We start from the raw sequence: 19,840 nt of genomic DNA on the forward strand, positions 1-19,840 counted from the left end.
TTAAAAGCAAGACCTGCCAGTTAACTGTATTGCACATAACCTACTGTTCCACCAGTATTTTCATCTTCCAGACTGGTTGTCTGAATGACTGAACCTCCACCAATAAAATTTACATTTTTGAAACCAACCCAGAACAAAAGAGCAACAGATCACAAATTAGCACTCTTCTGTTAGCACTTTTTCTTATCTCATCTAGTATCAAATCACATGAGATATATCGCAAATAAAGATGTATCTTTTTAGTTTGTAATTGAGCATTGTCTGATCTCTGTCTGCAAAACAACTACAGGTCTGCGAAAAGCAACCAACCCTACAACGCGAGCAACGACTGAAAGAGAGAACATAAAAATGCAGCAGTTAAACGATGTGATACTTCATCCTCCCTTCAACATAACCCGGGCCAGTCATGTTGTTTTAAATGTTCAGGACCTTGAAGCCAGTAAGCACTTCTATACCGAGCTTATTGGGCTGGTTATCAGTGACGAGAACGCCACTACAGTCTGGCTACGCGGACTGGAAGAGCGTGGGCACCATAGCCTGGTGTTACGCAAGTCATCATCACCGAGTTGCGCCCGCATTGGTATGCGGATGCAAACCGATGACGACATAATGCGGGCTCATGATTATTTTTTGCAGCAAGGGAAAAGTGCACGCCTGGTGGATGTTCCCTGGCAGGGGCTGACATTGCACGTCAATGACGATATTGGTGTTCCACTGGAGTTCTGCGCCACTATGGAACCCTGTGAACGAATGTTGAAGGCTTACCACCATTACCACGGTGCAAGTGCACAACGTTTAGATCACTACCAGTTGCAGGCCAGCGATGTTGAAAAAGCGTGGCGGTTTTACCAGCCACTCGGTTTTAAAGTAAGCGAATACACCTGGTCTGAATTAGCAGGTGAAGGTGAACACCTTTGGGGTGTTTGGCTGGAACGCAAAGGTAACCCACACGATATCGTGTTCACCAACGGTACCGGGCCACGCCTGCACCACTTCGCCTATACATTGCCAGACACTAACGACATGATCCGTGCCTGTGATGTCGCCGGCGCTCTGGGTTATGCCCCAATGCTGGAACGTGGACCAGGCCGCCATGGCATTAGTGGTGCTCTGTTTATCTATTTCCGCGATCCCGACGGGCACCGCATTGAGCTTTTTAATACACATTATCAGCACATCGATCCAGAACCTGCCATTGGTTGGGATCTTGCTGACCCCAAACGGGCCGATCAGTGGGGCCTGCCCGCACAAAATAAATGGTTCACTGAAGCAACTGTTTTTGAAGGAACGCCGCCAACTGCACCTTCACTTAACATCTCCCCACCAACCCTGGAGCGTTTTCTGGCAATGGCAAATGATGCCTGAACTCATAACGCATGCTGTACCACAACCGCCTGCAATAACAGGCACATTTAACAGCAACAGGAGATGGGGTAATGACCACATTAATTCGTCATTCATTGTTCAGAATTTTAGTGGCATATGCACTGGGTGTGATGGCGGCTATGACTGTCAGCGAAGCAGTAACCGAGTTAGGTGCAATAGCTAAAACATTTCAGGTGTTTGAACACGGCAGCATTGGGCTGGTGATGTCAGTTCCTTCACTGATGGTGGCATTAGGCGCATTACTTGCGGGTTATATTGTTGACCGTATTGGTGACCGAACCGTATTGCTTTGCGGAGCAATTGTCATTGTCGTTGGGGATTTATGTGTTGTCAGTGCCAGTTCGTTTACGATGCTGTTGGCCTGCCGTGCATTAACCGGTGTGGGATATGTATTAACAGCTGTGGCTGCTGTCACATTACTGATTCGCATTACCACTGGAAAACAACGCACAATGGCCATGGCACTCTGGTCAACCTTTGTGCCAGCGAGTTTTCTGCTGCCATTTTTATCTGCCGGTCTGGCTGATCACTTTGCTACCTGGCGAGCCGCGTTTATTGCCCACTCGATATTGACTCTGGTACTGGCCGGATTCGCACTGGTCAGCCTGCCCCAGCGAACAGAGGAAGAAAAAGACGCATTTTCCCGCACACGTAACCTGAGCCGGGTTATCAAAAGCCCGCTGCCCTGGCTATTGGGGATTTCCTTCAGTGCTGATGCTTTTTTGCAAACTGGCGTGATCTCCACACTGGCCCCCTGGCTGGCAAAAACTTACGACGTGAGCCTGACAGTTGCTGCCCGCTGGAATGTTGTCGCAATGCTGGCAAACGGTATGGGTTGCCTGTTAGTCGGCGCCCTGCTTAACCGGGGAATCAAAGCACTTACACTGGGGATTGTCGGTATTGTTCTCACTGGTCTGCCCGCTCTGGTTATTTTCAGCCTGCAACCAGGCCTGATGCCTTCTATTTTTGCATCCTGGGTCTTCACGTTTGGCAGCGGTTTATTGGTGGGGATGTGGGCACTGGCTCCGGTTGTTGCACCTTCCCGAGACAGTATGGGTGCCACCAGTGGCCTGATTACCCAGTTAACACTGATTGGTGTATTTCTCGGCCCCCCATTGTTCTTCAATGCCCTGCATACCAGCACCGGTCATGCCCTGTCGGGGCTGGTGCTGGCAGGGCTTGCCGTGTGCTTTACCGGGTTACCTGTCTGGCTTATGGACCCTAACCGCCGCCCTTCTCAGGAACGGGCAGTCACTGATACAACGGCAATAAAAACACAATCCCGATAAATCTGGAGCCCTGTGCATCCGAACTAAGTAAAACCTAAGAGGAAGTCATTATGTTGGATATCGTCATTATTGGCGCAGGCCCGGCTGGGCTTGCTACTGCCCTGCGTTTACATCAGCAGGGGTTCAGACCGCGTATTTTTGAAGCTGTACCGGAAATTAAGCCACTGGGCGTGGGCGTGGATATTAAGCCCTATGCAGTGAAAGAGCTGACGGAATTGGGGTTATACGACGCGTTTTGCGCTATTTCCGTTGAAGCGAAAGAATCCATTTTCTACACCGGATATGGTCAGGAAATTTTCGGTGAACACTGTGGTCGCCATATGGGGTATGAACACGATCAGCGTTTTGTGCACCGCGGCCACCTGCAAATGATGCTCTACCGTGCAGTCGAGGAACGCATGGGGAAAGAGACTATCACCACAGGCTCACGTTGCGTGCAATTTGAACAAGACGACAACGGTGTCACCCTGACATTCGATACCACACATAACCCATCCGCCCCCAAACAAGTTCGGGCTGATGTAGTGATTGGTGTTGACGGTATCCGTTCCGTTATCCGTAGCCAGTTGATGCCGGAATCCCAGCGTACACACTTCTCGGGGCTGACGCTGTACCGCGGCGTCACTGTAATGCCGCCATTCAAAACCGGAGGTTCCATTTTGCATATTGGCGACCCCATTCGCCAAGGCACCATCATTGTTTATCCAATTCAGGACAACGTTGATGGCAAAGGTAGTCAGTTGGTCAACTGGGTGGTTGAACAGGATGAAAAACCCCAAACCGAGGAGGACTGGAACCAGGAAACCGGTGTACGCGACATTGAACACATTTTCGATGACTGCAAACTCGATTTTCTGGATGTCAGCGCAATGATCCGTAATGCCCGCGAATGCTACCTGTTCCCGCTTATAGACCACGATCCTCTTCCCCAGTGGTCCTTTGGCCGGGTAACTCTGCTGGGTGATGCCGCTCATGCTATGTACCCACGCGGGGGTAACAGCGTTTGCCAGGCTTTTGTCGATGCCCGGGTGATCGCTGAAAAACTGGCAAGCATTACCGATCCGGTTGCAGCCCTCGCCGCTTACGAAACTGAACGTCGTGAACAAGTGAACTGGTTGGTGAAGGCCTCCCGTGGCGAAGGCCCGGAAGTTGTACGCCGCATTGTAGAGGAACGCAGTGGTGGCAAACCTTTTGACAACATTGAAGCTATTTTCCCCCATGAAGAAGCGCTGGCTATTTTCAGTGAATACCACGCCAAAGCCGGCATGCGCATTCCCGGCGGAAAAGAGAGCAAAGACCCTGCTAAATACAAATCCGTATTTACAGCAGACGTAAAGTAATCCCTGAATCACAACAAAATATAGAAAACACTGTTAACACAACAAGATGACATAAATAAGGAAAATAAAATGAGCAAAATTATCGATGCTAATATGCACTGGCTGCCAGGCGATCTGTTCTCTGACCAGAAACTGTTAAATGCATTTCTTGATTGCGTACCTAAGCAATATGGCGTGCACACTCGAGTTGAACCCATTGAAGGCAAAGATCTTAAACAGTTGATCATCGAGCAACCTAAAGGCTACGTGAACCTCAACTATGCCGAAGGTCAGTACACACTGGAAAGCCAGTTGGCAGATATGGAAAAGGCCGGAGTTGACCATGCTATTTTCCGTCTGCCCGTCTGGCAGGAATGGCTGGATCTGGATACCTGTAAGATGGTCAATGATCGCATGGCAGAATATGTAAAACACAGTGGCGGAAAAATGTCAGCACTGGCGGTTGTTCCGCCATGGGGTACCGAAGAGTGCCTGCGCGAAGTGGATCGTTGCCTTAATCAACTGGGTTTTCGTGGCGCACAAATCGTTGCTCACTATGGGCAGATCTACCTTGATGATCCGGCATTTCGCCCCTACCTGCGTTACCTCAATTCACTGAATGTGCCAGTTGTGGTCCACCACACACCACTGCCAGTGGATTACCATTCAGTGCTGCCTTATACCAACCAACGGCGCCAGTTTGGCCGCTGCGTAGATCAGGCCACTGCGGTCGGGCGTGAACTGTTCAGTGGCATGTTTGATGAATTGCCCAACCTTAAATTTATTCACTCTATGCTTGGCGGCGCATTTTATGCCTTTGCGGATATGCTGGTTCCGCCACAACACCAGTTTAATGACACGGTGGATCGTTTCCAGGTCGAAAACGGCAAGTTACGCGGCCAGTTAAGCAACAATATCTTCTTCGATACTTCAGGCGCACCGCAATGGGGCAAAGCCCAGTTGGAAGCCTGTGTGAAAGTCATTGGCGGCAAAAACATTCTTTACGGCAGCTCTTACCCAATTCGTAAAGACTGGTTCTTCCGCGGTATTGAAACTATTCAGAGCCTTGATATCACCGCTGAAGACAAAGCTAATATCCTGGGTGGTAACGCAGCCCGGATGTTCCATCTCGATTAATCACCTAACCCGGCGGCCTGGTCGTCGGGTTCATTTCTTGATCCCAAAATACGACAGGCGATGAAGGAGGACCCTTTGGAAACGCCTCAATTTATAACCTTTATTCACCGCCAGACAAGCAAGCGGCACTATGGCTTACTCCGTGAAAATGGCGTTGTCGATTTATCCGCACGTTTTGGAAGCCGCTGGGCAACCCTGGATGCGGTGGTGCAGGATAATGCGCTGCCAGAGTTGGCATTCGAAGCGTCAGGATTGTCTGCCAGTTATTCGGTAAATGACATTATATTTACTCCACCACTCACGGCCCCCGGGAAAATTATCTGTGTGGGTGTCAATTACCCTGACCGGGCCCAGGAATACAAAGACGGGCAATCTGATATTCCCTGGCCTTCACTGTTCGTGCGATTCCCCGATTCTTTTACCGGTCATCAACAACCGCTGGTTCGCCCGGCTGAGAGCGAACAACTGGATTACGAAGGAGAAATCGCGCTGGTTATTGGCACGGGCGGGCGGCGTATTTCTTATGATGATGCTCCGCAACACATCGCCGCGCTGACGTTATGCAACGAAGGAACGGTGCGCGATTGGGTCCGTCACGGTAAGTTTAATGTCACACAAGGTAAGAATTTCTGGCATTCGGGCAGTATCGGACCGGGTCTGGTGCCAGTCACACAGGAATCACAACTGGCCAATATTCAACTTACCACCCGGGTGAATGGTGAACTTCGCCAGCAAGACAATACTGCGCGGATGCACTTCTCCTTCTCACAGCTCATCCACTATATCTCCACGTTTATTCCACTGTCTCCCGGAGACGTCATTATCACGGGTACACCAACAGGTGCCGGCGCCCGCCAGACCCCACCAGTCTGGCTGAAACCAGGAGATGTCATCGAGATCAGTGCAACTGGTCTGGGCACATTACGCAATACAGTGGCAGACGAAGGTGAACTATGCAAAAACTGACTCTCACCCGTGAACAAATTGATGCAGCGGCCTGCACGCTGCATGAAGCAGAAAAAAGCCGTACTCAAACCGGGCTACTTTCCCGCAGCTACCCACAAATGACACTGGATGATGCCTACGCCATTCAGGCTGCCTGGGTTAAACAAAAGAAAGCGTCTGGGAGGAAAGTCATTGGCTGGAAAATCGGCCTGACCTCCAAAGCTATGCAGTATGCGCTGAATATTGATACTCCGGACTCTGGTGTATTACTTGATGACATGGCTTTTGATGATGGTGCATTGATCCCGGCAACACGCTTTATTCAACCACGTATTGAAGCTGAAATCGCCTTTTTGATGAAAGCCCCACTACGTGGGCCAAATGTAACCGTGCAGGATGTCATGCGGGTGACAGAAGCTATCGCTCCGGCACTGGAAATCCTCGACACCCGCATTGTGCGGCGCGACCCACAAACCCAGCAACTGCGCACCATTGTCGATACGGTTTCCGATAACGCAGCCAATGCCGGTATTGTGTTATCCAGCCAATGGTACAGACCAGAAACCCTTGATATGCGCTGGATGGGTGCCATTGTTTCGCGCAATGCCTGCGTGGAAGAGACCGGGCTGGGCGCTGCGGTACTTAATCACCCGGCCCGTGGTATCGCATGGCTCGCCAACCGACTGTCCAATTATGATGAGAGCATTGAAGCCGGGCAAATAGTGCTCTCAGGTTCATTTATTCGCCCCATTGAGGCACCACATGGCAGCACTATTGTGGCGGATTTTGGCACCTATGGCAGCGTTAGCTGCTTCTTTGAGTGAGGTACGAGTATGGCTGCTGCGGTTAACTACTTTAAACAGGCTCTGGCAGAAGGAAAAACACAGTCCGGGCTGTGGCTTGCTCTGGCAAACCCCTATTGTGCTGAAATTTGTGCTCACGCCGGTTTTGACTGGGTTTTACTGGATGGTGAACACGCACCTAATGATGTTCCCTTGCTGATGAACCAATTGCAGGTACTGGCAGCCAGCCCGGTGCATCCTGTCGTACGTGCCCCCACCGGCGCCCCCTGGATTATCAAACAACTGTTAGATATTGGTGCTCAGTCCTTGCTGATACCGATGGTTGAATCGGCCGATGAAGCCAAACAACTGGTCCGTGCGGTACGTTATCCGCCGGAAGGTTGCCGTGGCGTAGGTGCGGCACTGGCAAGAGCATCGGGTTTTAACCGTATCCCGGACTACCTGAAAACAGCAAACGAACAAATCTGTTTACTGGTACAGGTGGAAAGCTGTATCGGGTTGAAAAACCTTGAAGCGATTACACAGACAGAGGGAGTTGATGGCGTATTTATTGGGCCAGCAGACCTTGCTGCCGACATGGGATTTCCGGGTATGCCCGGAGCACCAGAAGTGGTCACTGTGGTAGAAAAAGCGCTGCGTAAAATACGTGAACTCGGCAAACCAGCCGGGATCCTGACTGCCGACTTGCAACTGGCTGAGCGTTACCTGAACGCAGGCGCTGTTTTCCTGGCAACGGGAAGTGATGTGGGGTTGCTGGTTCAGGCGACAAATCACCTGGCACAGCATGTGCGGGAACGGCTTATACCCTAAGCAGATTTTACCGTACTGGATCCCCAGTACGGTCTGCTAAACCCGCTTTATTGCGCATGGCTCCACTGAATATCCAGAGTTTCCCGCACGGCTGTTTCTGCTAAATGACGCACGATAATGTTTTCCATTTCAATCAGTTTGGATTCACTGTCTGATGTCAGGATTACACGCAACGTCTCCGGCAAAGCCTCAAGACGAATTTCCCCAAGACTCAGACGAAACTGCCCGCTTAACTCATCACTGACTACAGGTGTGCGGTGCTGAAAATGGCTGCACAGTCGCCGAACAAACCGTGCCGCATTCGGTGTGGCAATATTGGCGATACTGCACATTGCCCCAGCGGCGGGGGCGGGTGTTGATAACAGTGTTTCAATTCGCTGTGCCGCGCTATGAATGGCATCAGCGATTTGCTGAATAACAGCTTCGTTTTCCGGTTCAACACTGGCACGCAAATTCAGAGCCCGCTTCAGATGGTCCATCGCACCTACCAACTCTGGTGGTGATGTTTTTCCCGTCCGGGGTGGAACGATACGCTTTTGCAGCATTTCCATCACAGCATGGTTGGCAGCCAAAAAAGCCTTGCCTTCAGGGGTAATGCTATAACGCTTACGCCCACCTTTTTCCAGATCGATCACAGCATATCCCCGGTCATATAACCAGGTCAGTGTCGGGTAAATAACACCAGGACTGGGCTTATAAAGACCAGCGAAACGCGCTTTGATTGCATGTATCAACTCATAGCCATGGCTGGACTGATCAGCAAGCATTGACAGTAGCAGAACACGCAACTCGCCATAATCAAAAACGCGCCCTCTACGTTTTTCCTGGCTGGCGGGTTCGTGGTTAACCGTTGTTTTATCCAAGTCTTGTGCCTGTTCCATTGGTTTTCCCTTCATCGCTCACAGCAACATATCTAAACTTTAAATATATCGCAAAAACGGTATTACTCCATGTTTAATGGCAGGTTTTCCTTACTATCGACTTCCCCAGCTGCGCTACAATACGGCAATGAAATCACACTGGATACGAATATTCCCGGTAAATTCTCCGCTTTGAGTGTGCCGGGCTGGCCTGGTCGCTGGGTCCGGGAAATAACTCAGCCAGTGCCGGTTAACAATATCTCGTTCTTGCTTATCCACCATCCATAATGTCATTTTCACAATGTTGTCGAGACTTCCCCCCGCGGCTTCAACAATGGTTCGAACATGCTCAAACATATACTGACATTGCAGATCCATATCCACAGGCACCTGTTGGCTGGCAGGTTCACGGCCATAAATAACGGCAGTAAAAACCATATTACCGACCAGACAAGCAGCAGGTGTTGGATTGGCATGAGGAAAGGTATCCACATAAATACTTTTACGCATGGTCATATTTTCGGTTCCTGTTAATAATTACGGGCAGTTTCCCTGCCCGCAAAGGATTAATATTCGCTATCTGGCATCAGGCTACCAAATTTGTAGACAAGACGCAGTCGTTCTGCATGATAATTACCTGTTACGGTTGAAGGGGAATTAACATAATCGAACTCAAATTGAATATTCAGACGCTGAGTTAAATTGTAACCAAGAATCATAAAACCAGCATTGACATTTTCAGCTGCCAGAGGGTAATAAACCCCCGATGAAGATTTTAAATTCAACCGGGTATACCCTAAAACAGTTAACCACTGATCATTATGATAGACATAACGTAATGCCAGTGAATTACCAGGCTGGTTACTGGTTACCATTGATGCCAAAGGCTGGCCATCTTCAATGGGTGTCGTATTATAAATACCAAAGCTATAAGGTGCAAAATATGCCCCATTGAGGAATGCATTATCTTTACTGGGTACCTGAGTTGTTATGATTGAAAAACTGTGATTACGGTTGCGTATACCAATCCGGGCTGAATAGAGATCAGTATCAATATTCTGATAAGGCCATGCCTGGTCACTGGCATCCCACTCGTGCAGGTACTGTGCTCCTACAAATGGAGTCCAGCCACTTACTGCCAGACCAGATATTGGAATTTCCGCCCCGGTGTAGGCTAACTGAGCCCGTTTGTCGAAATGGTAGTACCAGGCTTCTGCTGTTGCGCCATAACGCTGACCATAACGTAATCCCACTGTTGAAAAACCATCACTGTCCACCGAAGGCAAACTGGTTTCATCCACTTCAGGTGCCCCTACATCACCTTTGCCAAAGGTGTCTGAACTCCCAGGCTTAAACCGGTAGATACGATAACCGTACAGGTTAACTTGCCTGGCAAAAGGTAATGCGTAGCTCCCACCATAACCTTGATATAACAGGGGAATCATGGTTCTGCCATTTCCTTCATTAGCAAATGGTGTATCAAGACCAATCCGACCACCCTGCACATCCAAACCGTATCCCTGGTAACGCAGAAATGCTTTTCCTAACACATTAACATTGTCTGAGGGTAAATAGACTTCAGTTTTATCTTCATTACTGGAATTCAGGCCTAAATTCCATGATGCATAATCACCAAGACCAAAACTTAGCCCATGCCATTGTGGGCTGCGGTATTGAATATCGCCACCAAAAGCATGTGTATGTTTATTTTCAACCGTACCACTAAATTCTTTAAAAAACTGCATAGTTTTAAGTTCACCCGATATTCCACCTTCAGATAACCAGGCATTAAATGAGTCTGAATCTTGCTGAGAATAAGGCATTTCGGCATAACTTTTTTCACACAACAACGCCAAAGGAAATAAAGTAAAAGCAGCCAGGCGGAAAAAATTATCGCATCCCATTTGTTTAGAACCTCATTAATAATGACCGTTATTTGCCAATTTTTATACAGCACTACCCTGCTGGCATATAAATGCCAGTAAAATAAAAACAGCCACACAGAATTAAATCGCTTCACAGGGATACAGTGAAATACCGATACCAGTCACCACACTAATACTGATTTTAATCGTTTACACACCTGTAGCATGCAATATGGCGGGCGCTCTGTTCACCCTCGTCCTTGCCTGAAATGAATATTAATTCTGGCGCCAGGATGCCAGTAAAGCTTTACCATAGTCGTTACCGTTTGGAATTCGGGTAATTGTATGAATATGAAAGCGTGCAGGTTCGGTGTTAGTCAGCCACATGCCATTGTGATGATCAAATTCCAGCATAATAACCGGGCTCTGTATGCGGTAATAAAAGACATCATCATCACCACACCCACCAATCCAGCACCACCAGGTTTCATCCAGCCATTTTTCTACCAGAGACATGCGTGCCTGACGCGGCCCGGCTGGCAGAAAATCGATGAAAGCGGCGACAGTGTCTAAAAGATTGGCGCGCTGTTGCGTAGAAAATTCCGCAGCACATATTCCTTCGAGAGGAATAATGCGATTATCCTGGAACGCGCCCCCCAGATGCCTCTGGTCAGCGAAATTGAATCGCCAGGCAGGCATCGCCGGATCTTCCATTTGTGTATAAAGGGTTGCCCGGCGCTGCTGGTCAGGTGTTAAGGACTGCATCAATGCAAGGCCTGAGCTTTCTTCCTGGGTAAACAACACGCAATCCTGCTCATTTCCCCGGTCAATCACATTCGGTTCAACACCCATAAAAGTTGGTGCAATAACCAACTGGCGGCCAAGGATGAAACAGCTGAATGCAACATGGTGGCCATAGATTACCCATCCCCAGGGCTTCTCTACGGATGGTTCACCAAACAACATAAAATGAAAACTCCAGCGGTTCATAATATTGTTCAGTGAGTACAGTTCACCTAAAAAGTGATTGGCATCCATCAACCGTACGACTTTCTGGTAGCCTTTATCACTGGTGCAACAACGTAGTAGCGACAAAAAAGCGTCCCGCGCAGATTCTGTTGTGTTTTCCAGGCGAACACCATAGTCATTAAAAGGTATTTCAGGGTTATACCAGGCGCGCCACTGTTTGGCCTCTATTGGCTGACAAACCTTCCCATGTTCTTCTGGCGTCAACGTCGCCAGAAGGTGTTGAGCGGCAGCCATCGCAGACTCCACATCGAACCCCTCATCAGCTACAGAAAATAGCCCCGGCTGAACCTCTCCATTACAGGTAATGCCATGAAATGTTTCATCCAGTAATGATTGCCAGTGAGCCTGTAAGCTGCGTGCCTGTTCGGTTGCCAACATGCGTCGTGCATAAGTTTGCGGGTCAACATTACGGGCACACAAAATGCGGGGAGCATCGGCAGGTAACAGGTAGTCACGAAAATTTCGGCTGGTCATAACCGCTCCTGTTGTTCAGCAACAACCTGGTGTTCTATAACGCCTAATTGTTCAATCTCCAGACGAATGACATCCCCGGGCTTAAGGAAAATCCCGCGTGGTGCCCCTATTCCGGATGGTGTGCCCGTTGCCAAAATATCACCAGGTTCAAGTGTCATAACGCTGGATAAATAAGCGATTTGCTCATCAATGGAGTAAATCATGTCACCTGTCAGTGATTGTTGGCGCAGTTCCCCATTAACCCAAAGCGCCATATTCAGAGCCATTGGGTCGGCTATTTCATCTGCAGTGGTTATCCATGGCCCAACAGGTCCATGAGTATCAAATGATTTCCCGAGGGTAAATGTCGGAGATTTTTTCAACCAGTCACGAGCAGAAAGGTCATTAACAATCAAATAACCCGCAATCATCTTTCGTGCATCGGCAACACTGACATGTCGGCAACGCTGCCCAATGACTACGCCAAGTTCAATTTCATAGTCCATTTGCTCACTCACGGCGGGTTTGACCACAGGATCAAATGGCCCATTAATGCATGATACTTGTTTGTTAAACCACATCTGCGATTGCGGCACAGGGATGCCTGCCTGACGAGCTTCATCCGCATGTTTTTGGTAATTCATCCCAATTCCCAGAAATTTCTGTGGGTCGTGTATTGGGGCTTCAAGCCGGACTTCAGATAGTGCACAACAAGGTAATGATTCTTGCTCAAACTGGCTGAAAAGACGGGGGAGAGTATGCAGCACCTGCCGCATACTGCTACCACATCCGGCCAGTTCAGTCAGATCAACAATACCGCTTTCAGTTACCTTGCCAATACGCGTCTGGCCCTGTCTGGTATAACGTACAAGCTTCATTCTTTTTCTATCCTTTAGTTTTTGACCGGGGTCATTTGTGACAGCACAATTTGCCAGTCTGCAGCACCGCGTTTGAGCACCAGTGTGGAATAACCATGACGAGTCATAATGTCACCAGTAGTGATCTGGCGTACCGTGTTGTGAGTTTCACCGACCACCAGAGCCATATCACCAACGAATGACACCTGCGGGCATGGACGTTCAATAGCGACAAATCCTCCCATCGCAGTGATGTGGTGGAGAAATTGAGCTTTGTCATGCACCATTCCCGTGCTGTGGATATGAATCAACTCATCAGCGAGCATAGTTTCAAGTGTGCAAATATCTGCGGAAATAAGAGCTTGCTGGCGTCGGGCTTCGAATTTGAGAATGCTATTGATGTCAGTGCTCATAGCAGCCCCTCGCAGGAGCCACCATCAAGTTGCAGGTTTTGCCCTGAAATAAACGAGGCCTGAACACTACATAGAAAGGCACACGCAGCACCGAACTCTTCCGGCCGACCAAAGCGCCGGGCAGCAATAGTTTGTTCATTACGGTAGCGGGCTTCTTCCTGACTGATGCCTTCTTTGTCCATAAGGCGCTGCATCATGAATGCCTGGCGTGGAGTATCGATGCGCTCTGGAAGTAAATTGTTGATAGTCACATTATCAGCAACGACTTCCCGGCTAATTGCCTTACACATAGCTGTTAATGCCGTTCGTGCGGCTGTCGACAGGCCCATCATATAGTGAGGGGATTTCACCATTGCAGATGTAATATTAATGATGCGGCCAAACTTTCGTTCGCGCATTTCTGGGAGCCAGGCCCGTATCAGTTGTACTGCCGGGATAAAATTGGCTTCCATCGCCTGGTTTAAGGCATTTTCATCCCAATCTGCCAGGCCGCCAGGAAGTGGCCCTGCGTTATTCGTCACTAAAATATCAACCTGAGGTAGCTGGCGAAGTATTTTAGCTCTTCCCTCCTGGCTTGCCAGATCAGCAGCAATGGCGTTGATGGTTATACCAGAAAACTGCGAGCGCAGGTTCAGCATCACTGATTCCAGCTTCATCCCATTACGCCCATTCAAAGTGATATTCACCCCTTCTGCCGCCAGCGCAGTTGCACATGCCAGCCCCAGCCCCTGCGATGAGGCACAAATGAATGCCTGTTTGCCACGAATCCCGAGATCCATTTTCTCCCTCACTTTGTTAACCATTAGTAAAAGATATGTTTATATAGTGATATATCTTAATGTTCGATATGTCTAGAATGACCAGAAAGGATTAAACAAAAGTCGGAGATGGCTCACGAAATAAACAAATCGAAATCCATGGCGTGGGGTGAAATAAAAATAAATCATTGAAATTAAATAACTTAAAAACAAAGAGACGTTAAGAAATCAAACAGAGCAAGATACCCGGCAGGTGGGAACCAGAAATCAGCATACTGACGGGCAAATACAAACACGCACCCACTGGTTATTGCCGGGCTACAGATTACCCGCTATAATGCCGCCCGCTTTTACATCCGTAGAAGCTGAATATTTGCCTGCCACTGGGTCGCCTGTTGCAGGATTCACTATAGAGAGATTGTGATGTTAACTATCAACGCAGAAGTACGTAAAGAGCAGGGTAAGGGTGCGAGCCGCCGCCTGCGCACAGCGAACAAATTCCCGGCTATCGTATACGGCGGGACTGAAGCGCCTGTAGCTATCGAACTGGACCAGGATCTGGTTATGAACCTGCAGTCCAAACCTGAGTTCTATGAAGAGCTGACTCTGGTTATCGACGGCAAAGAAGTGAAAGTAAAAGCTCAGGCTATGCAGCGTCACCCGTACAAGCCGAAAATGATGCATATCGATTTCGTTCGCGCTTAATCGTACGCTTCGAATAAAAAACGCCGCTTAAGCGGCGTTTTTTATTGCCCGTCTTTTATCTGGCCCCGGAAGAGGCCATAACGGCTTAATTACCACCTGAAGTGCGGCGCTGTAACTGGTCGCGTAAATTCGGGGGAGTTCCTTTAATAGTTAATGTATCTGTTGCCGGGTCCCAAAACACGCGCTCGCCTAACAACATCGCATCAAAATTAATCGTCAACCCACCGCCGCTGCCCGCAAACTTGGTTAGCTGTTTTAGCGTACTACGGTCTGCCGGGAAAGTTTCTTCCAGCTCGTAGCCCTGGGTTTCGGCAAAAGATTGAAAGTTTTGCTCGCCCAACACCGGAATTTCACCCGCCAGTGCCGAAAGTGCAATTTCTTCACCCGATTGCAGTTGTTCGTTGCAGTAGGTATAAACCTGCTGGCGTACATTCTGCCGCTCGCCTTTATCCAGTTCGCCCTGGGCCGCATAATCTTCCACAGCCTGAAGCAGGCCACGGTTTTGCGCTTTGGTATCAAGACCTTCACTGGCACCCAGGAAATCCATAAAGAAATCAGAAACTTTACGCCCTACCCGCCCTTTCAAAAAAGTCAGATAACGTTTGGATTCCGGGTTAGTTTCCCATTCAGTGAGATCAATACGCGCCACGATATCGGCGTGGTTAATATCCAAATAATGCGTGGTGCTCAAATCTAACTGTTCATTGACACGCATGCTGCTGAGGTTATTCAGCACTGCCACCAACAGGTATTCCACAGCCAGGTAACGATACTGGCAAAATAAGACAATACCGCCATCAGCAAACGGGTATTTACCCAGTTCATCACGCAACCGGCCTGTTGCTGCCCGGCTGAATGCCAGAAAATCATCTTCGCCTTTACGGCAGTTTTGCAAAGCGACAGCCAGCTCACTTTCCGGTGAAAACAGGCCATAAGCTTTACTCTTCGCGCTGTATACGCGGTGCAGTTCCGCCATCATGTCGACCACGACGCCTGCTGGTTCGAGCAATGTGTCGCGCAACACCAGCTCGAGATTTTGTTCATCACGCTTTATCAGTTGATGTAAAGCTAACTGGTCGATATCCAGACTCATGGTACACTCTCCTTTAAAGGCGGTATTCAATCACCAGTCACGCCCCGGTGCAACCTCAGATAAAAATGCGGAAAACCTGACGCCATTACGGTAATATGACGCACTTTGATAAAACTGAATGATACTGATTTATGCCACAAACATCCCGTTATAGTGACGAACGTGTTGAAAGCCTGCTTACTGAGCTGGCTAATGTTCTGGAACAACACAAAGCCCCGACTGACCTTTCACTGATGGTGCTGGGTAACATGGTGACTAACCTGATAAACTCCAGTGTCGCACCTGCCCAGCGCCGGACCATTGCCCGTTCGTTTGCTGAAGCATTGCAATCTTCAGTACGGGACGAAAACGCACATTAAAAGATAACAAGGACTGAACGCATCACTATGGTGAACAGGCATCAGCGCTATCGTGAAAAAGTCTCCCAGATGATCAACTGGGGGCACTGGTTTGCGCTGTTTAATATTTTACTCGCCATTGTGCTGGGTAGCCGTTACCTGTTTGTCGCCGACTGGCCTGCCACACTCCCGGGCCGGTTATACTCCTGGTTCAGTCTGGTTGGGCACTTTAGTTTTTTGGTGTTTGCCGGTTACCTTCTGATTCTGTTCCCGCTGACTTTTGTGGTTATGTCGCAACGGCTGATGCGTGTGTTGTCCGTCACCCTTGCGACTGCGGGAATGACACTGTTGCTGGTAGACAGCGAAGTATTCACCCGCTTCCATTTGCACCTTAATCCAATTGTCTGGGAAATAGTGGTTAACCCTGAGCAGTCCGATATGGGCCGCGAAGGGCAAATGATCTTTATTGCAGTGCCAGTTATTCTGCTCATCGAGATGTTGTTTGCCACCTGGAGTTGGCAAAAATTACGCAGTCTTAACCGCCGCAGCCACTTCGCCAGACCCCTGGTTGTGGTGTTCTTTATTGCCTTTTTTAGCAGCCACCTGATGTACATTTGGGCAGATGCGAATTTCTATCGCCCGATTACCATGCAACGGGCAAACCTGCCTTTCTCTTACCCAATGACAGCCCGGCGTTTCCTGGAGAAACACGGCTTGTTGGACGCCCAGCAATACCAACGCAGGTTGGTTGAGCAAGGGAACCCGGAAGCACTGTCGGTACAGTATCCGCTGGGTGAACTGCACTATGGCGGAATGGGTACCGGGCAAAATGTTCTGCTGATTACGGTCAGTGGGCTGAACTATGGCAGTTACGCGAAAAATATGCCGTCTTTGGCGGCTTTCGCGAACCAGAACATTCGCTTCACTCACCATATGAGCGCCGGTAACCAGGCAGATAATGGCGTATTTGGTCTGTTCTATGGCATTTCTCCCACTTATTTCGATAGCGTGCTGTCTGCCCGTATACCGGCTGCGCTTATCACGGCATTCAACCAACAAGGTTATCAGTTGGGGTTATTTGCTTCAGATGGTTTCAAAGGGCCGTTATATCGCCAGGCGTTGTTGTCTGATTTCTCGCTGCCAGAAGCGCGTACGCGTTCTGATAAACAAACCGCCACACAGTGGATCAACTGGCTTAACCAGTATGCTACTGAAGATAACCGCTGGTTCTCCTGGGTAGCGCTGGATGGTACAGATGGTGTCAGCGAGAACGCCCTGCCCGCGGCTGAGGGCCAGGTTGATACGCAAATCAACCGGATTCTTGATGCGTTACGGGCACAAAACCGCCTTGATAATACCGTGGTGATTATCACTGCTGACCGTGGCATTCCCGATAAACAGCACCAGAATGCCTTTGCATGGGACCGTTCACGTATTCAGGTACCGCTTATCATCCACTGGCCGGGCACACCAGCCCAACAGGTATCAAAACTGACCAGCCACCAGGATATCATGGCGACCCTGATGACCCGGTTGCTGGATGTGAAAACACCGGTAAATGAGTACTCCCAGGGGGAAGATTTGTTTGCTGCCACACGCCGGAATGACTGGGTAATTAGTGCAGATAACAATACGCTGGCTATCACAACACCGAAGATGACGCTGGTTCTTGATAACAACGGTAATTACCGGGCCTGGGACCGTTCTGGTGATGTTATTACTGATAAAGCGCCGCAATTACGCCTGTTGTTACGTGCGCTAACAGATGAAAAACGCTTCATTGCTAACTGATTGATTAATTAACCCCCACTCAGTTAGCAACCCTCTTGCAATGCAGCGGAAAACGGGTAGTATTAGCGCCCATCGGCACGTAGCGCAGCCTGGTAGCGCACCGTCATGGGGTGTCGGGGGTCGGAGGTTCAAATCCTCTCGTGCCGACCAAATTCCCCAAAAAAAGCCAGCCTTAACAGGCTGGCTTTTTTACGTCTGAATGGTATGAATCGCTTTATTTCACAGTAACCTTTAGCGCTCAACCGCAGTATTGACTGAGCTGCAGGCCAGGTTTACCCCCAACGTACGGGGTCAGTACCACCGAAATCCCCCCAGCCGCGGACAGTGAGCCATCATAAGCTTATTGACTGAAATACCCGCAAATATTGACCAGAACAAAGTCTCCTGGCTATTCTCATTTTTTAGCACAAATGGTCATTAAGCGCTGTTCTGGCACGAAAAGTGTGAACTCTTGTTCTCAATTCGTGGAAAATGGAACCTGACGTGTTGATCCACACGGCGCATCACTTATTTCTTATTTCAGGTAACTCAACATAATGAATGCTAAAAATTCCCCACGTCTTTCTTCTTGTGGACTGTTATTGAGCCTTTTACTCACCGGATGCGCAACATCAGAAGGACTTACCACACACAACAGCGTACTGTCGCCTGACTCACTTCAGGCACAAAAAAGCCTCGCTGGTGTGCATTTCAGCCCGGCAGCATGGCCACAGCAGGCCTGGTGGAAAAACTTTAATGACCCACAGTTAAACCAGCTAATTGACCAGGCACTTGCCAGCAGCCCTGACCTGCAAATTGTCAACGCTCAGGCAGCTAAAGCAAATGCTGCTGTTGTTGCTGCAGAAGCCGCCCGGATGCCAACCCTTGATGCTGATGGTAGCGTCACCCGTTCACGCCTTGCCAAAGTAGATGACCCGCTGCTGGAAGGCCACCGCTATGCCACACTGCGCTCTGCTTACCTCAGCGCCAGCTATACGCTCGATTTGTGGGGCGGACAGAAGGCTGCATGGGAATCAGCACTGGGTGCAGCCCGGGCCAGTGAAGTGGATAAACAAGGTGCCCGGTTGACTCTGGCCGCGAATGTCACACGCGCCTATATCAACCTGAACCTGAATAAAGAGCTGGAGAAACTTGCAGAAGATAACGTTAAACGTACTGAGTCTATCAGCCACTTGCAGCAGAAATACTTTGCGAATGGTCTGTCTACCCGTTACCAGTACAACCAGGCTCGTGCCACGGCGAAAAGTGCTGAGCAGGCATTAACGGCCGCCAAACAAGCCACTGTTGATGCGGGTATCAAGCTCTCTATTTTGCTTGGCAAAGGTCCGGATGCATGGCGCAGCCTCAAGCAGGTTCAGTTAAGTGTGCCGCAAAATATGACGCTGCCTTCCGATATCCCGGCTGAATTAGTTGGCCGCAGGCCAGATGTTGTAGCTGCGCGCTGGCGGGTTGAATCCGCAGAGAAAAATATCGCTGCTGTGAAAACTGAGTTTTACCCCAACATTAACCTGGTGGCGGAAGCCGGTAGCCGTAACCTGCTAGGTGATGCGTTCTTCGGGGCTCCGAGCCAGTTCTTCAACATTGGGCCAACATTGTCTTTGCCAATCTTCGATGGCGGCAAGCGTCGTGCAGACCTTGCCACCAGCAACGCAGACTGGGATCTGGCTGTCGCTCACTATAACAGCACTGTTATCAGCGCACTGGGTAATATCAGCGACAGCATTGTGTCGATGAAATCCCTGAGTGAGCAAAATGACCAGGCACAACAAGCGAATCAGCTGGTGCATAGCGCGTGGGATGATGTTTCCAAAGAGTACAGTGCAGGGCTCAGGCCGTTCCTTGATGTGTTATCACTGCAAAGCCAGTTGATTGAATCTGACCAGCAAGTTGCTGAATTAAAAGCACAGCAACTGAGCCAGGCCGTGTTATTGATTGAACAACTGGGTGGTGGGTTTAAAGCCTGATTTGCTGAACGATATCTAAATAAAA

The 19,840-nt window shown here is 49.3% G+C and carries 19 protein-coding genes and 1 tRNA gene; 12 read left to right on the plus strand and 8 right to left on the minus strand.

Annotated elements, in window-relative coordinates; translation table 11 throughout:
• Positions 1-348: 348 nt before the first annotated feature.
• The 7 genes from hpaD (at position 349) to hpaI (ending at position 7,689) form a co-directional block, all read left to right on the plus strand.
• A complete protein-coding gene (gene hpaD, locus LC084_RS21185; RefSeq protein ID WP_226573820.1) occupies positions 349-1,365 on the plus strand; it encodes a 3,4-dihydroxyphenylacetate 2,3-dioxygenase in 1,017 nt (338 codons plus the stop codon).
• 71 nt (positions 1,366-1,436) lie between these two features.
• Positions 1,437-2,675 (plus strand): MFS transporter, encoded by a 1,239-nt coding sequence (locus LC084_RS21190; RefSeq protein ID WP_226573822.1) that lies wholly within the window; start codon positions 1,437-1,439, stop codon positions 2,673-2,675.
• A 50-nt stretch (positions 2,676-2,725) separates the two neighbouring features.
• Positions 2,726-4,015 carry an FAD-dependent monooxygenase gene (locus tag LC084_RS21195; protein WP_226573824.1) on the plus strand — a complete coding sequence of 430 codons (1,290 nt, stop codon included), beginning with the start codon at positions 2,726-2,728 and terminating at the stop codon, positions 4,013-4,015.
• Between the two features lie 69 nt (positions 4,016-4,084).
• Entirely contained in the window at positions 4,085-5,131 is a 1,047-nt protein-coding gene (locus tag LC084_RS21200) for an amidohydrolase family protein (RefSeq protein WP_226573826.1), read from the plus strand.
• Between the two features lie 75 nt (positions 5,132-5,206).
• A complete protein-coding gene (locus LC084_RS21205) occupies positions 5,207-6,097 on the plus strand; it encodes a fumarylacetoacetate hydrolase family protein (RefSeq protein WP_226573828.1) in 891 nt (296 codons plus the stop codon).
• A complete protein-coding gene (hpaH, locus tag LC084_RS21210; protein WP_226573830.1) occupies positions 6,085-6,900 on the plus strand; it encodes a 2-oxo-hept-4-ene-1,7-dioate hydratase in 816 nt (271 codons plus the stop codon). Before LC084_RS21205 ends, hpaH begins: the two co-directional genes overlap by 13 nt.
• A gap of 9 nt (positions 6,901-6,909) precedes the next feature.
• A complete protein-coding gene (gene hpaI / locus LC084_RS21215; protein ID WP_226573832.1) occupies positions 6,910-7,689 on the plus strand; it encodes a 4-hydroxy-2-oxoheptanedioate aldolase in 780 nt (259 codons plus the stop codon).
• A 47-nt stretch (positions 7,690-7,736) separates the two neighbouring features.
• Here hpaI and LC084_RS21220 read toward each other — a convergent pair whose 3' ends face one another.
• The 7 genes from LC084_RS21220 to LC084_RS21250 all read right to left on the minus strand — a co-directional run bounded on the left by LC084_RS21220 (position 7,737) and on the right by LC084_RS21250 (position 13,945).
• Entirely contained in the window at positions 7,737-8,570 is an 834-nt protein-coding gene (locus LC084_RS21220) for a DUF2218 domain-containing protein (RefSeq protein WP_226573835.1), read from the minus strand.
• Between the two features lie 114 nt (positions 8,571-8,684).
• On the minus strand, positions 8,685-9,065 hold the full coding sequence (locus LC084_RS21225; RefSeq protein WP_226573838.1) for a RidA family protein: 381 nt from the start codon (positions 9,063-9,065) through the stop codon (positions 8,685-8,687).
• Positions 9,066-9,115: 50 nt separating this feature from the next.
• On the minus strand, positions 9,116-10,453 hold the full coding sequence (locus tag LC084_RS21230; RefSeq protein WP_226573840.1) for a hypothetical protein: 1,338 nt from the start codon (positions 10,451-10,453) through the stop codon (positions 9,116-9,118).
• A 237-nt stretch (positions 10,454-10,690) separates the two neighbouring features.
• Complete coding sequence (locus LC084_RS21235) at positions 10,691-11,917, minus strand: DUF3500 domain-containing protein (protein WP_226573843.1); 1,227 nt, start codon at positions 11,915-11,917, stop codon at positions 10,691-10,693.
• The gene (locus LC084_RS21240) at positions 11,914-12,774 is read right to left on the minus strand and encodes a fumarylacetoacetate hydrolase family protein (protein ID WP_226573846.1); all 861 of its coding nucleotides are present in this window, start codon (positions 12,772-12,774) and stop codon (positions 11,914-11,916) included. The genes LC084_RS21235 and LC084_RS21240 overlap by 4 nt, the downstream gene beginning before the upstream one ends.
• 14 nt (positions 12,775-12,788) lie before the next feature.
• Complete coding sequence (locus LC084_RS21245; protein ID WP_226573849.1) at positions 12,789-13,166, minus strand: nuclear transport factor 2 family protein; 378 nt, start codon at positions 13,164-13,166, stop codon at positions 12,789-12,791.
• Positions 13,163-13,945: an SDR family oxidoreductase gene (locus LC084_RS21250; protein WP_226573851.1), complete on the minus strand. Its 783-nt coding sequence runs from the start codon at positions 13,943-13,945 to the stop codon at positions 13,163-13,165. The genes LC084_RS21245 and LC084_RS21250 overlap by 4 nt, the downstream gene beginning before the upstream one ends.
• 402 nt (positions 13,946-14,347) lie before the next feature.
• On the opposite strand from LC084_RS21250, the gene rplY reads away from it, so the two are divergent.
• Positions 14,348-14,629, plus strand: coding sequence for a 50S ribosomal protein L25 (rplY, locus tag LC084_RS21255; protein WP_226573853.1), 282 nt, complete (start codon positions 14,348-14,350; stop codon positions 14,627-14,629).
• A gap of 85 nt (positions 14,630-14,714) precedes the next feature.
• On the opposite strand, the gene yejK is transcribed toward rplY, so the two are convergent.
• The gene (gene yejK, locus LC084_RS21260; RefSeq protein ID WP_226573855.1) at positions 14,715-15,722 is read right to left on the minus strand and encodes a nucleoid-associated protein YejK; all 1,008 of its coding nucleotides are present in this window, start codon (positions 15,720-15,722) and stop codon (positions 14,715-14,717) included.
• Between the two features lie 131 nt (positions 15,723-15,853).
• On the opposite strand from yejK, the gene LC084_RS21265 reads away from it, so the two are divergent.
• The 4 genes from LC084_RS21265 to LC084_RS21280 all read left to right on the plus strand — a co-directional run bounded on the left by LC084_RS21265 (position 15,854) and on the right by LC084_RS21280 (position 19,815).
• Positions 15,854-16,081 carry a YejL family protein gene (locus LC084_RS21265; protein WP_226573858.1) on the plus strand — a complete coding sequence of 76 codons (228 nt, stop codon included), beginning with the start codon at positions 15,854-15,856 and terminating at the stop codon, positions 16,079-16,081.
• Positions 16,082-16,108: 27 nt separating this feature from the next.
• The gene (gene yejM, locus LC084_RS21270) at positions 16,109-17,851 is read left to right on the plus strand and encodes an LPS biosynthesis-modulating metalloenzyme YejM (protein WP_226573861.1); all 1,743 of its coding nucleotides are present in this window, start codon (positions 16,109-16,111) and stop codon (positions 17,849-17,851) included.
• Positions 17,852-17,924: 73 nt separating this feature from the next.
• Positions 17,925-18,001 (plus strand) — tRNA-Pro (locus tag LC084_RS21275).
• Between the two features lie 386 nt (positions 18,002-18,387).
• Positions 18,388-19,815, plus strand: a complete 1,428-nt coding sequence (locus tag LC084_RS21280) for an efflux transporter outer membrane subunit (RefSeq protein WP_226573863.1) — start codon at positions 18,388-18,390, stop codon at positions 19,813-19,815.
• The last annotated feature ends 25 nt before the right edge of the window (positions 19,816-19,840 follow it).

The organism is Mangrovibacter yixingensis, from assembly GCF_020523985.1.
Taxonomy (GTDB): domain Bacteria; phylum Pseudomonadota; class Gammaproteobacteria; order Enterobacterales; family Enterobacteriaceae; genus Mangrovibacter; species Mangrovibacter yixingensis.

Excerpts from the sequence above, each read along its gene's own strand:
- hpaD (WP_226573820.1), top strand. The coding sequence starts at position 349 with ATGCAGCAGTTAAACGATGTGATACTTCATCCTCCCTTCAACATAACC.
- LC084_RS21190 (WP_226573822.1), top strand. The coding sequence starts at position 1,437 with ATGACCACATTAATTCGTCATTCATTGTTCAGAATTTTAGTGGCATAT.
- LC084_RS21195 (WP_226573824.1), top strand. The coding sequence starts at position 2,726 with ATGTTGGATATCGTCATTATTGGCGCAGGCCCGGCTGGGCTTGCTACT.
- LC084_RS21200 (WP_226573826.1), top strand. The coding sequence starts at position 4,085 with ATGAGCAAAATTATCGATGCTAATATGCACTGGCTGCCAGGCGATCTG.
- hpaH (WP_226573830.1), top strand. The coding sequence starts at position 6,085 with ATGCAAAAACTGACTCTCACCCGTGAACAAATTGATGCAGCGGCCTGC.
- hpaI (WP_226573832.1), top strand. The coding sequence starts at position 6,910 with ATGGCTGCTGCGGTTAACTACTTTAAACAGGCTCTGGCAGAAGGAAAA.
- LC084_RS21220 (WP_226573835.1), bottom strand. The coding sequence starts at position 8,570 with ATGGAACAGGCACAAGACTTGGATAAAACAACGGTTAACCACGAACCC.
- LC084_RS21225 (WP_226573838.1), bottom strand. The coding sequence starts at position 9,065 with ATGACCATGCGTAAAAGTATTTATGTGGATACCTTTCCTCATGCCAAT.
- LC084_RS21230 (WP_226573840.1), bottom strand. The coding sequence starts at position 10,453 with ATGGGATGCGATAATTTTTTCCGCCTGGCTGCTTTTACTTTATTTCCT.
- LC084_RS21235 (WP_226573843.1), bottom strand. The coding sequence starts at position 11,917 with ATGACCAGCCGAAATTTTCGTGACTACCTGTTACCTGCCGATGCTCCC.
- LC084_RS21240 (WP_226573846.1), bottom strand. The coding sequence starts at position 12,774 with ATGAAGCTTGTACGTTATACCAGACAGGGCCAGACGCGTATTGGCAAG.
- LC084_RS21245 (WP_226573849.1), bottom strand. The coding sequence starts at position 13,166 with ATGAGCACTGACATCAATAGCATTCTCAAATTCGAAGCCCGACGCCAG.
- LC084_RS21250 (WP_226573851.1), bottom strand. The coding sequence starts at position 13,945 with ATGGATCTCGGGATTCGTGGCAAACAGGCATTCATTTGTGCCTCATCG.
- rplY (WP_226573853.1), top strand. The coding sequence starts at position 14,348 with ATGTTAACTATCAACGCAGAAGTACGTAAAGAGCAGGGTAAGGGTGCG.
- yejK (WP_226573855.1), bottom strand. The coding sequence starts at position 15,722 with ATGAGTCTGGATATCGACCAGTTAGCTTTACATCAACTGATAAAGCGT.
- LC084_RS21265 (WP_226573858.1), top strand. The coding sequence starts at position 15,854 with ATGCCACAAACATCCCGTTATAGTGACGAACGTGTTGAAAGCCTGCTT.
- yejM (WP_226573861.1), top strand. The coding sequence starts at position 16,109 with ATGGTGAACAGGCATCAGCGCTATCGTGAAAAAGTCTCCCAGATGATC.
- LC084_RS21280 (WP_226573863.1), top strand. The coding sequence starts at position 18,388 with ATGAATGCTAAAAATTCCCCACGTCTTTCTTCTTGTGGACTGTTATTG.